The sequence below is a fragment of the Actinoplanes sp. NPDC048796 genome, assembly GCF_040650035.1.
Classification (GTDB): Bacteria; Actinomycetota; Actinomycetes; order Mycobacteriales; family Micromonosporaceae; genus Actinoplanes.
In genome coordinates, this window is the sequence record NZ_JBEZGO010000007.1 from 123,234 (window position 1) to 135,036 (window position 11,803).

The 11,803-nt window shown below is 72.2% G+C and carries 12 protein-coding genes; 4 read left to right on the forward strand and 8 right to left on the reverse strand.

Translation table 11 applies throughout. The annotated features are described in order from the left end of the window. Nucleotides 1-7: 7 nt before the first annotated feature. From paaB to paaN, 6 genes are read right to left on the reverse strand one after another with little or no spacing between them, the layout of a single operon-like run. Nucleotides 8-301, reverse strand: a complete 294-nt coding sequence (gene paaB / locus AB0C26_RS27785; protein ID WP_360253420.1) for a 1,2-phenylacetyl-CoA epoxidase subunit PaaB — start codon at nt 299-301, stop codon at nt 8-10. Continuing rightward, nucleotides 298-1,224, reverse strand: a complete 927-nt coding sequence (gene paaA / locus AB0C26_RS27790; protein ID WP_360253422.1) for a 1,2-phenylacetyl-CoA epoxidase subunit PaaA — start codon at nt 1,222-1,224, stop codon at nt 298-300. Before paaA ends, paaB begins: the two co-directional genes overlap by 4 nt. Continuing rightward, on the reverse strand, nt 1,221-2,084 hold the full coding sequence (locus AB0C26_RS27795) for a 3-hydroxyacyl-CoA dehydrogenase family protein (protein ID WP_360253424.1): 864 nt from the start codon (nt 2,082-2,084) through the stop codon (nt 1,221-1,223). The genes paaA and AB0C26_RS27795 overlap by 4 nt, the downstream gene beginning before the upstream one ends. Continuing rightward, nucleotides 2,081-2,809 (reverse strand): enoyl-CoA hydratase/isomerase family protein, encoded by a 729-nt coding sequence (locus tag AB0C26_RS27800; protein ID WP_360253426.1) that lies wholly within the window; start codon nt 2,807-2,809, stop codon nt 2,081-2,083. The genes AB0C26_RS27795 and AB0C26_RS27800 overlap by 4 nt, the downstream gene beginning before the upstream one ends. Next, nucleotides 2,806-3,978, reverse strand: coding sequence for a thiolase family protein (locus tag AB0C26_RS27805; RefSeq protein ID WP_360253428.1), 1,173 nt, complete (start codon nt 3,976-3,978; stop codon nt 2,806-2,808). Before AB0C26_RS27805 ends, AB0C26_RS27800 begins: the two co-directional genes overlap by 4 nt. Beyond that, a complete protein-coding gene (gene paaN, locus AB0C26_RS27810) occupies nt 3,971-5,677 on the reverse strand; it encodes a phenylacetic acid degradation protein PaaN (RefSeq protein WP_360253430.1) in 1,707 nt (568 codons plus the stop codon). Before paaN ends, AB0C26_RS27805 begins: the two co-directional genes overlap by 8 nt. Nucleotides 5,678-5,761: 84 nt before the next feature. On the opposite strand from paaN, the gene AB0C26_RS27815 reads away from it, so the two are divergent. Continuing rightward, nucleotides 5,762-6,379: a TetR/AcrR family transcriptional regulator gene (locus tag AB0C26_RS27815; protein WP_360253432.1), complete on the forward strand. Its 618-nt coding sequence runs from the start codon at nt 5,762-5,764 to the stop codon at nt 6,377-6,379. A gap of 27 nt (nt 6,380-6,406) precedes the next feature. Then, a complete protein-coding gene (locus tag AB0C26_RS27820; RefSeq protein WP_360253434.1) occupies nt 6,407-7,606 on the forward strand; it encodes a glycoside hydrolase family 3 N-terminal domain-containing protein in 1,200 nt (399 codons plus the stop codon). On the opposite strand, the gene AB0C26_RS27825 is transcribed toward AB0C26_RS27820, so the two are convergent. Further along, nucleotides 7,593-8,591 (reverse strand): LacI family DNA-binding transcriptional regulator, encoded by a 999-nt coding sequence (locus AB0C26_RS27825; RefSeq protein ID WP_360253436.1) that lies wholly within the window; start codon nt 8,589-8,591, stop codon nt 7,593-7,595. The genes AB0C26_RS27820 and AB0C26_RS27825 overlap by 14 nt on opposite strands. Nucleotides 8,592-8,672: 81 nt before the next feature. Here AB0C26_RS27825 and AB0C26_RS27830 point away from each other — a divergent pair, with 81 nt between their 5' ends. Continuing rightward, nucleotides 8,673-9,842 (forward strand): Gfo/Idh/MocA family oxidoreductase, encoded by a 1,170-nt coding sequence (locus tag AB0C26_RS27830; protein WP_360253438.1) that lies wholly within the window; start codon nt 8,673-8,675, stop codon nt 9,840-9,842. A 10-nt stretch (nt 9,843-9,852) separates the two neighbouring features. After that, a complete protein-coding gene (locus AB0C26_RS27835) occupies nt 9,853-10,854 on the forward strand; it encodes a sugar phosphate isomerase/epimerase (RefSeq protein WP_360253440.1) in 1,002 nt (333 codons plus the stop codon). A gap of 6 nt (nt 10,855-10,860) precedes the next feature. Here AB0C26_RS27835 and AB0C26_RS27840 read toward each other — a convergent pair whose 3' ends face one another. Continuing rightward, nucleotides 10,861-11,616 (reverse strand): GntR family transcriptional regulator, encoded by a 756-nt coding sequence (locus AB0C26_RS27840; protein WP_360253442.1) that lies wholly within the window; start codon nt 11,614-11,616, stop codon nt 10,861-10,863. Nucleotides 11,617-11,803: the final 187 nt, after the last annotated feature.

The window sequence follows — 11,803 nt, forward strand, 5'->3', positions numbered from 1 at the left end:
GGCAGCCTCAGATGTGCGGCACGGAGTCGGGGATGGAGTAGTACGTCGGGTGGCGGTACGCCTTGTCGCCGCTGGGCGCGAAGAACGCGTCCTTGTCGTCGGGGCCGGACGCCACCACGTCCTCGGAGCGCACCACCCAGATGCTGACGCCCTCGTTGCGCCGCGTGTAGAGGTCACGCGCGTGGTGCAGCGCCATCGTGTGGTCGGCCGCCCGCAGGGAACCGACGTGCACATGATTGAGGCCCCGCTTGGCCCGGACGAACACCTCGAACAGCGGCCACTCGTGCCGGATCTCGCTCATACCCGCACCTCCGTCCGCTTGGCCGCGTGTGCCGCGGCCGCTTCCCGCACCCAGGCGCCGTCCTCGTCGGCCTGCCGCCGGCGCGCGATCCGCTCGGCGTTCATCGGCCCGTCACCGGAGATCACCCGCTTGAGCTCCGACCAGTCGATCTCGCCGAAGTCGTAGTGCTCCCGCTCGGCATTCCAGCGCAGGTCGGGGTCGGGCAGCGTGACGCCCAGCGCCTCGGCCTGCGGCACGGTCATGTCGACGAACCGCTGCCGCAGCTCGTCGTTCGTGTGCCGCTTGATCTTCCAGGCCATCGACTGCGCGGTGTTCGGCGAGTCGGCGTCGGGTGGGCCGAACATCATCAGCGACGGCCACCACCACCTGTCGACGGCGTCGCGCACCATCTCCCGCTGGGTCTCGGTGCCGCGCATCATCGTCATCAGCAACTCGTAGCCCTGCCGCTGGTGGAAGGACTCCTCCTTGCAGATCCGGATCATCGCCCGCGCGTACGGCCCGTACGAGCTACGGCACAGCGGCACCTGGTTGCAGATGGCCGCGCCGTCGACGAGCCAGCCGATCACGCCGACGTCGGCGAACGTGAGCGTCGGATAGTTGAAGATCGACGAGTACTTCTGCCGGCCCTCGATCAGCCGCCGGGTGAGGTCGCCGCGGTCGGCGCCGAGGGTCTCGGCCGCGGAGTAGAGGTACAGGCCGTGCCCGGCCTCGTCCTGCACCTTGGCCAGCAGGATCGCCTTGCGGCGCAGCGACGGCGCGCGGGTGATCCAGGCGCCCTCGGGCTGCATGCCGATGATCTCGGAGTGGGCGTGCTGAGCGATCTGCCGGATCATCGTCTTGCGGTAGCCCTCGGGCATCCAGTCGCGGGGCTCGACCCGCTGATCCCTGTCGATGATCTCGGTGAAATCCTGTTCCTCGGTCATGACACCTCCCAGGTGAAGAAGCCCTGCCCGCTCTTGCGGCCGAGCTCGCCGGCGGCGACCTTGTCGCGCAGCAGCCGCGGCGGCGCGAACCGCTCGCCCAGTTCCCGGTGCAGGTGTTCGGCGATGGCCAGGCGCACGTCGAGGCCGACCAGGTCGGTGGAGCGCAGCGGGCCCATCGGGTGGCGGTAGCCCAGCTCCATGGCGCGGTCGATGGACGCCGCGTCGGCGACGCCCTCCTCGAGCATCCGGATCGCCTCGAGCCCGAGCAGCACGCCGAGCCGGCTGGTGGCGAAGCCGGGCGAGTCGCGGACCACGACCTCGGCCTTGCCGAGCCCGGCCACCCAGGACCGGGTCGCGTCGCGCGCGGCGTCGCTGGTCGCCGGGCCCACCACGACCTCGACCAGCTTGCTGGCCGGCACGGGGTTGAAGAAATGCATGCCGAGGAACCGCTCGGGGCGGTCCAGCCCCTCGGCCAGCCCGGCGATCGACAGCGAGCTGGTGTTGCTGGCCAGCACGGCGTGTTCGCCGACGGCGTCCTCGACCGCGGCCAGCACGCGCACCTTCAGGGCGGCGTCCTCGGGGACGGCCTCGACGACGAGCTCGGCGTCGGCGTGGAGGCCGGCCACGTCGTCGAGCAGCACCACCCGGCTCAGAACGGCGTCGACCGACTCGGTCAGCAGGCCTTTCTCCGATGCCCGGAGCAGGCTCACGGCGACCCGGTCCCGGGCGGCCGCGGCCGCCACCGGGTCGCGCTCGACCAGGCCGACCGCCGCCCCGGCGACGGCGAAGACCTGGGCTATGCCGGCCCCCATGCGGCCGCCACCGACGACGCCGACGATTTTCGGGACGGAGCCGGTCATGAGCGGCCTCCCGCCAGAAACGCGTCCATGCGCTGGGCCTTCTCGTCCGACTCGAAGAGGATCGCCTGGGCCAGGTCGTCGGTGAGTGGATGCCCGCCGCCGTCGGCCACGAGCTTGGTCAGCCGCAGCGCGAGCTGCCCGGACCGGGCCATCCGGTCGAGCACCGCGTGCGCCCGCTTGAGCAGGTCACCGGCCGGCACCACCTCGGCCACCAGGCCGAACCGCAGGGCGTCGTCGGCGTCGAGCCGGCGCCCGGCGAGCAGGACCTGCTTGGCCACGGAGGCGCCGGCCAGCTCGCGCAGCCGCCAGCAGGCGCCGGCCGCGGCCAGGATGCCGAGCCCCGGCTCCGGGTTGCCGAACACCGCGGACGGCGAGGCCAGCCGGATGTCGCACGCGTACGCCAGCTCGGCGCCGCCGCCCAGGGCGTACCCGTCGACGGCGGCGACGGTCGGCAGCGGCAGCCGGGCGATCCGGTCGAAGAGCCGGCTGTTGATGCCCTGCAGCGCCTGCTCCCGGCCGCGCCGCCGCAGCTCGCCGATGTCGGCCCCGGCCGCGAACGTTCCGCCGCCGCCGGTCAGCAGCAGCAGCCGCGGCCGCTCCTCGAGCGACGCGCAGACCTCGTGCAACTCGCCGATCATGGCGGCGTTGATGGCGTTGCGGGCCTCGGGCCGGCGCAGCGTCACGACGACCCGGTCGTCCAGCTCTTCCACGACGAGGGTGCTCACGGGCGCTCCAGGAGCATCGCGACACCCTGGCCGACGCCGACGCAGAGGGTCGCCAGACCGCGGCGGGCGTTCTCCCGCTCCATCCGGCCCAGCAGGGTCACGGTGAGGCGGGCGCCCGAGCAGCCGAGCGGGTGGCCCAGCGCGATGGCGCCGCCGTCGGCGTTCACCCGCTCGTCGTCGAGCTTGAGCCGCCGGATGACCGCGAGGGCCTGGACGGCGAACGCCTCGTTCAGCTCGACGGCGTCGAGGTCGCCGACGCCCCAGCCGGCCCGGGCCAGCGCCTTCTCCGTGGCCGGCACGGGGCCGAGGCCCATCAGGTGGGGCGCGACGCCGGCGCTGGCCGAGGTGACGATCCGGGCGCGGGGCGTCAGACCGTACCGCTCGACGGCTTCGCCGCTGGCCACGACGAGGGCCGCGGCGCCGTCGCTGAGCGGGGACGACGACGCGGCGGTGACGACACCGTCGCCGCGGAAGACGGGCCGGAGCTTGCCGAGCTTTTCCTTTGTGGAGCCGCGGCGCGGGATCTCGTCGGCCCGCACGTCGCCGACCGGGACGATCTCGCCGTCGAACCGGCCCGCGTCGATCGCGGCGATCGCCCGCTCGTGGCTGCGCAGCGCGAAGGCGTCGCTCTCGGCGCGGGTGATCCCGTCGAGGGCGGCGACCTCCTCGGCCGTCTCACCCATGCTGAGGGTCACGCGGTCCCGCTCGGCGAACACCGGGTTGGTGAAACGCCAGCCCAGGGAGGTGTCGAAGACCTGGCCGGGACGCGCCCACGGGGTACCCGGTTTCTCCATCACCCAGGGCGCGCGGGTCATCGACTCGACGCCGCCGGCGACGATCAGGTCGGCCTCGCCGGCCCGGATCGTGTTCGCCGCCGAGACGACGGCGGTCAGGCCGCTCGCGCAGAGCCGGTTGACCGTGTAGCCCGGCACGGTGTCGGGCAGACCGGCCAGCAGCGCCGCCATGCGAGCGACGTTGCGGTTGTCCTCACCGGCCTGGTTGGCCGCGCCGAGCACCACCTCGTCGACCGCCTCGGCGGGCACCCCGGCCCGGCCGGCCGCCTCGCGGACGACCAGACCGGCGAGGTCGTCGGGGCGGACACCGGCGAGCGCCCCACCGTACTTGCCCTGCGGGGTGCGCACACCGCCGACGAGATAGGCCTCAGGCATCGGTGCCCGCCGTGGCCTTTTCCGCTGCCGGCAGGTGGTGGCGGGACTGGACGGTGAAGAAGCGGCCGCTGACGAAGTAGTCGTCGGACAGCGAGGCGGTGGCGGCCGGGTTGGCGCCGCTGCCGTGCAGATCGCTGAACGCGGCCGTCTGGTTGACGAAGACGCCGCCGGTGAGGTTTTCGGCCAGGTGCACGCCCGCGTCGAGCGCCGCCTCACGGGCCGCGGCGAGCACGTCGGGCGAGGTCGAGTGGACCATCGCCGTGAGTGCGCCGTGCGCGCGCACGGTCTCGGTGAAGATCTGCAGGCTGTGCGCCGTGGACTCGGTGGCGATCACGAACGAGACCGGGCCGAACCACTCGCGCGTGTACGTCTTGTCGTCGGCCGCGTCGAGCCGCACGACCACCGGGGTCCGGATGGTGGCGCCGGGGTGGTGCTCGTCGGCCACCTCGGCCGACGGGTGGACCACGGTGGCGGCGCCGCCGGCCTCGGTGAGCCGGGCCAGCACACCGTCGTTCACGATCGCGCCGAGCGTGCCGGCCGCCCGGGCCGGATCGCCCAGGAGCTTGTCGAGCGCGGCCGACAGGTCGGCGCCGAACTCCTCGACGCTGCGCCGGCCGGCGTCGGTCATCACGCCGCCCTGCGGGACCAGGATGTTCTGCGGGGTGGTGCACATCTGGCCGCTGTAGAGCGAGAGCGAGAAGGCGAGGTTGCGCAGCAGGCCCTTGTAGTCGTCGGTGGAGTCGACGATGACCGTGTTGAGGCCCGATTTCTCGGTGTAGACGACCGCCTGGCGCGCGTTCGCCTCGAGCCAGTTGCCGAACTCGCTGGAACCGGTGAAGTCGACGATCCGCACGTCGGGGTGGGTGGCCAGGGTGGCCGCGATGCCGTCGCCGGGCTCCTCGACGGCGAGGGTGACCAGGTCGGGGCTCAGCCCGGCCTCGGACAGCACCTCGCGGCAGATCTGCACGGTGATGGCGAGCGGGAGGACGGCGCCCGGGTGCGGTTTCACGATCACCGGGTTGCCGGTGACCAGGCTGGCGAACAGGCCGGGATAGCTGTTCCAGGTGGGGAACGTGGTGCAGCCGATGACCAGGCCGACACCGCGGCCGACGGGCGTGCTGGTCTTGACGAGCCGCAGCGGGTCGCCGCCGCGCTGGGGCTTGGCCCACTCGGAGGTGACCGGGATGCGGGTGCTCGCGGCGAGCGCGACGGCCACCGCCTCGAGGGCGCGGTCCTGCGCGTGCGGGCCGCCGGCCTGGAACGCCATGACGAAGGCCTGGCCGGTGGTGTGCTGCACCGCGTGGGCCATCTCGAAGCTGCGCGCGTTGATCCGCTTGATGATCTCGACGGCGACGCCGGCGCGGCCCTGGGGGCCGACGGCGCGCCAGGCCGGGGTGGCGGCGCGGGCGGCGGCGATCACCGCGAGCGGGTCGGCCTTGGGATAGCTGACGCCGAGCTGGACGCCGTAGGGTGAGCGCTCGGTGGAGACAGTGCCGTCGGCGCCGGGCACCTCGATCGGGAACGGCTTGCCGAGCAGGGCGCGGAACGCGCGCTCGCCGTCGGGAGCGGCCTGCTCGCCGTACACGGATTTGCTGGGAGACTCGGGGAATGCGGACCAGTAGTCGCGCGCGGAGGCGGCGCGGATCGCTTGATCCAGCAGGTCGGAATGCGTCTCGTACAACTCGGTGGGGGTTGTCATCGTCGCTCCATTGCGTTCGGCTGTGCTCATATTTACCGACCGAACGGCCGGTAATCAACCCCCGGGAGACAGGATGGCACTGAGATGACCCGGCCCGCGGCCCCGCGACGGCGCGGACGTCCCGGTCATGACCAGGATGCCGTGCTCGCCGCGGCGGTGCGGCTGTTCAACGAGCGCGGCTACGACGCCACCAGCATGTTCGACATCGCCGAGTCGCTGGGCATCACGAAATCCAGCGTCTACCACCACATCAGCGGCAAGGAGCAGCTGCTCCAGATGGCGATGGACCGGGCGCTGGACGGGTTGTTCGAGGCGGCCGACGAGGTGCGTGCGCTCGACCTGCCCGCGCCCGAGCGGCTGGAGCGCCTGGTCCGGCGCAGCGTGCTGGTGCTGGCCGAGCGCTTCGAATACGTGACGGTGCTGCTGCGGGTGCGCGGCAACACCGAGGCCGAGCAGCACGCGCTGGCCCGCCGGCGCGACTTCGACACGATCGTCACCGACCTGGTCAAACAGGCTCAGGCCGAGGGCGGGGTACGGCCGGACATCGACCCGGCGACCGTCGCCCGCCTGATCCTGGGCATGGTCAACTCGCTGACCGAGTGGTACCGGCCGCGCTCCGGTGGCGCCGAGGCGATCGCCGGCGCACTGACCACCATCGCCTTCGAGGGACTGCGTACCGGGGAAGGGCTGCGTACGGAATGACGCGCCCGCGCGATAGCGTGAGCGCCGATGAAACACAGCTGGCACAGCCGGGCCGCCACCACGGCCGCGGCGCTCTTGATCCTGACCGCCTGCGGAACGGAGAAACCGGCAGCAGCCCCGGCGAGCACGAGCGCAGCGCCGCCGACGACGACGACGACGACGCCGACGCCGACAACGACGCCCACGGAGCAGCCCAAGGACTGCGTCACAAGGACGCTGGACAGTCTCGATCTGGCCGGGCGCGCGGGCCAGCTGCTCATGGTCGGCCTGCCGGTCGACACGCCGACCGGCTACGCCGGCGCCGTACGGCAATATCGTCTCGGCGGGATCTTCCTGCGCGGGCGCAGCACGCACGCCGCCGCCGAGTTGCGCGGCGACATCGCGAACGTCCAATCGAAGGCGACGCTGCCGCTGCTGGTCGCCCTCGATCAGGAGGGCGGCAGCGTACAGACGCTCAAGGGCCCGGACTTCCCCATCCTGCCCTCCGCCGAACGCCTCGGCGCCGGCCCGGTCGCCACGCTGCGCGCCACGACGCAGGACAGCGCCCGCCGGCTCGCGGCGATCGGCGTCAACCTCAACCTGGCCCCGGTCGCCGACGCCGTGCCCGCCGACGTCGGCAAGGCGAATCCGCCCATCGGCGCCTTCCGGCGGCAGTACGGCTCGGATCCGGCCAAGGTCGCCGCGGCCGTCACGACCGTGGTGCCCGCGTCGCAGGACGCCGGCGTCTTCACCACCCTCAAGCACTTCCCCGGCCTCGGCCGGGTGCGGGCCAACACCGACACGTCGACTCAGGCCGTCGACGCCACCGCCACGGTGAACGATCCGTACCTCCAGCCCTTCGCCGCCGGCATCGGCGCGGGGTCGGCCGCCGTGATGATCTCGTCGGCGTCCTATCCCAAGCTCGACAAGGACTCCATCGCGGCCTACTCCAAGCCGATCGTCACCGGCCTGCTCCGCGAGAAGCTCGGCTTCCAGGGCCTCGTCATCTCCGATGACCTCGGCGCGGCGGTGGCGGCCAGCACGCTTCCGCCGGGACAGCGAGCCGTACGCTTCGTGGCCGCCGGCGGCGACATGGTGCTGACGATCGTCCCGTCGGACGCCAAGCCGATGTCGGCCGCCCTCATCGACCGGGCCGAAAAAGACCAGGATTTCCGGGTACGGGTGGACGACGCGGCCCGCCACGTGCTGCGGACCAAGGAGCGGGCCGGCCTGCTCACGTGCGGCTGACCGGCGGCGCCGTGGTTCCCCGCACGACCAGGCGCGGGGCCAGGACGAGCTCGGAGCATCGCGTACGGCCGCCGTCGAGCCGGGAGACGGCGGCCCGCACGGCGCCGCGAGCCTGGGCCGGCGCGTCCTGGTTGACCGAGGTCAGATCGATGTGGGCGAGCCGGGCCAGCGAACTGTCGTCGTAGCCGACCACGGAGATCTCGCTCGGCACGTCGACCCCCGCGCGGAGCAGGGCGTCCATGACGCCCACGGCCAGGCGGTCGTTGGAGGCGAAGACGGCGGTCGGCCGGTCGGCCGAGGCGACGAGTGCCTTCCCCGCCCGTACGCCACCTTCTTCGGTGTGGTCTCCCGGCAGCACCCGCGCCGGAAGCTTGGCCCGGCGCATGGCCCGGCGATAGCCGCGGCGCCGGGCCTCGGCGACGACACCGGACCCGCCGTCGACGAACGCGATGCGCGAATGTCCGAGACCGATCAGATGGTTGAGGGCCGCGTCGGCGCCGGCGTCGTCGGCCGGGCGGACCACGTCGACCGGGGCGTCGGGGGCCATGCGGCCGACGACGACGCACGGCACCTGGGCGGCCAGCCGGTCCAGGGAGTCGGTGGACAGGTCGGTGCCGAGCAGGATCAACGCCTCGCAGCGGAAGTCCAGCAGGGTCTCGATCGCGCTGTCCTCGTCGCGGGTGCGCGTCAGCGTGGACAGCACCATCTCGTAGCCGGCGCTGTCGGCCTCGACGTGCAGTTCCTCGACCAGCTCGGCGTGGAACGGGTTGCGCACGTCGAGCATGACGCCGAGCAGGTGGCGCCGGCGGCGGGCCAGGAGGCTGGCCGTGCGGTCGGCGCGGTAGCCCAGCTCGGCCGCGGCGGCGAGCACCCGCTCGCGCGTCTCGGCGCTCGGGCCGGGCGCGCCACGCAGCACAAGAGACACCGAAGCGGGCGAGACCCCGACCCGGGCCGCCACGTCCGCCAGACGCGGTCGCTGATCCACTTCCCGGCCCCCTTGACATCGATCGAGATCAACATGGATGGTACAGGAATTCTTAAAGCGCTTTAAAGCGAGGTCTTCCTGATGACACACCCGCCCCTCGGCGTGGCGGTGATCGGGGCCGGAATGGTCGGCCGCGCGCACGCCAACGCCTATCGCAACGCCGCCACCGTCTTCGGCACCGGCCTGCCCGCGCCCCGGCTGGTCGCCATCGCCGACCTGCACGAGCCGTTCGCGGCCGACGCCGCCCGGCGCTACGGCTACGAGCGGGCCGAGACCGACTGGCGCGCCGTCGTCGAGGCCCCCGACGTCGACGCGGTCAGCGTCGCCGTGGCCAACAGCCTGCATCGCGAGGTCGTCGAGGCGGCCCTGGCCGCCGGCAAGCACGTCCTCTGTGAGAAACCGCTGGCCCCCACCGTCCGCGACGGCGAGGCGATGGTCGCGGCCGCCGCGGCGGCGCCGGGCCGGGTCGGCGCGGTCGGCTTCACGTTCCGCCGCTCCCCCGCGCTCAACGCCATCAAGAGAGAGGTCGAGGGCCGGCTCGGGCCCGTACGCCACTTCGTCGGCAACTACTGGTGCGACTACGGCTTCGACCCGGCCCGGCCGATGAGCTGGCGCTACCAGGGCGGCCCCGGCTCCGGCGTGCTGGCCGACATCGGCAGCCACCTGACCGACCTGGCCGAGTTCTTCTGCGGCCCGACCGCCGGGGTGCGGGGCACGACGATGGCCACCCTGGTCACCCAGCGGCCCCGGCCGCTCGGCGTCGCGGTCGGCCACGCCGGCGGCGTCGAGGTGAGCGACGAGCTCGTCGACGTGGAGAACGAGGACGTCTGCACCTTCACCACGTCCTACGCGAGCGGCGCGGTCGGCACCTTCTCGCTGTCGCGGGTGGCGTACGGTCACGCCAACTCGCTGCGGGTCGACCTGTTCTGCCAGAACGGCTCCGCCTCGTTCGAGATGACCAGGCCGGCCGAGTTCACCATCGTCGACGGCAGTGCCGAAACCCCGATCAACGGCGCCCGTACGGTCTTCGTCGGCCCCTGGCATCCGTACGCGGCCCGGGGCCTGCCCATGGACTTCCCCACCGTCGGTCACGGGCAGAACGACTTCTTCGTCTACCAGGCCCGCGCCTTCCTCGACCAGATCACCGGCGCCGAGGGCCTGCCGCCCTGCCCCGACCTGGCCCACGGCCTGCACAACCTGCGCGTCCTCGAGGCGGTCGTCTCGGCCGCCGACAAACCCGTCCAGCTCTGAGGAGTCCCCCATGCGACTCGGCGCCTACACCGCCTGCCTGCACGACCGTTCCCTCGACGAGACCCTGAAGATCCTCGGCGAGCTGGGCCTGACCAGCGCCGAGATCAACACCGGCGGGTTCATCGCCGCGCCCCACATCCCCATCGGCGATCTGCTGGCCAGCGCCGGCGCCCGGGAGGACTACCTGGGCCGCTACCGGCAGGCGGGCATCACGCTGACCGGCCTGAACGTCAACGGCAACCCGCTCAACCCCGACCCGGCGGTCGGCCCGAAGCACGCGGCCGACCTGCACCGCACCATCGAACTCGCCGCCGAACTGGGCGTCAAACGGGTGGTGACCATGTCGGGCCTGCCCGGCGGCGAGCCCGGCGCCACGGTGGCCAACTGGGTGGTCAACCCGTGGGACAGCCAATATCTCGACGTCCTCGACCGTCAGTGGCGGGAGGTGGCGATCCCGTTCTGGCGCGACATCCAGGCCCGGGCGGCCGACGCCGACGTGAAGGTCTGCATCGAGATGCACCCGCACAACCTGGTCTTCAACCCGCCCACCCTGATCCGCCTGGTCGAGCAGACCGGCGCGACCCACGTCGGCGCCGAGATGGACCCGAGCCACCTGTTCTGGCAGGGCATCGACCCGGTCGCCGCCGTCCGCCATCTCGGTGATCTGGTCTTCCACGCCGCCGCCAAGGACACGCGCATCAACGGCGACAACGTGAAGCTGTACGGCGTCCTCGACGACCGGTTCACCCGTACGCCGGCCGAGAACAACCCGCTCAACCTGGGCGGCGCCAACACCTTGAACCAGTGGCCGCAAAGCCCGTCCTGGCAGTTCGTCGCCGTGGGCCGCGGCCACGGCGACGACTTCTGGGTGCCGTTCCTCCAAGCCCTGCACGCCGTGGACCCCGACATGGCCGTCAACATCGAACACGAGGACACCGAACTGGACCAGATCGAGGGCCTACGCCAAGCCGCCGAGAGCCTCCTGTCCGCCGCCCGCAAAGCCGGCGTCTGACCGCGATCAGCCGGCGGAGAGGTTGAGTTCGAAGCTGTAGCGGCTGGCCCGGTAGACGTGGCTGCCGTATTCGAGGGCGCGGCCGCCCGCGTCCCATGCCGTGCGGGTCATGGTCAGCAGGGAAGCTCCTCGCTTCTCCGAGAGGACCCGGGCCTCGGCCGCCGTGGCGGACCGGGCGCCGATCACCTGGGTGGCTATCCGGGGGGTGAGGCCGGCTCGGCGCAGCAGTTCGTACAGGCCGTGGGTGGCCAGGGCTTCGCGGGTCAGGCGGAGGACGTCGACCGGGATGGCGTTGTGCATCAGGGCCAGCGGTTCGCCGCCGGCGTAGCGCAGGCGCTCGATCCAGGTGACCTCGCTGCCGGGCGCCACCTCCAGCGCGGCGGCGATCGGGTCGGGGGCCGGCATGGTGCGCAGCTCGAGCACCTCGGTGCGGGGGGAACGGTCGCCGGCGACCAGGTCGTCGTACAGGCTGGAGAGCTCGACCGGGCGGCGGACCTTGGGGTGGACGACCTGCGTGCCGACGCCGCGCTTGCGCACCAGCATGCCGCGCTCGACCAGGTACTGGATGGCGCGCCGCGTCGTCGGGCGGGAGACGCCGAGGCGTTCGGCCAGGTCCACCTCGTTCTCGATGCGGGCGCCGACGCCGATGTCGCCCTTCTCGATCAGCTCCTGCAAACGGGTCGCCACCTGGAAATACAGCGGCACCGGGCTCGTGCGGTCCACCTCGACCGGTCGAAACGGCGGCGACAGGTCCGATGTCACTGCTCCCCCTCGGATCATCAGTTTGTCATGACAAAGTATTGACGTAGACCGCTCCAAGCTATTACATCGAAGGCAGCAAACCTAGCGTCGCCGAGCGGTTACCGAAGGCGATCATCTCGATCAACGCGCCGGATTCAAGCACGGCACACGGCACGCCTCATCGTGCCCGAAATCTGATCATTCGCCG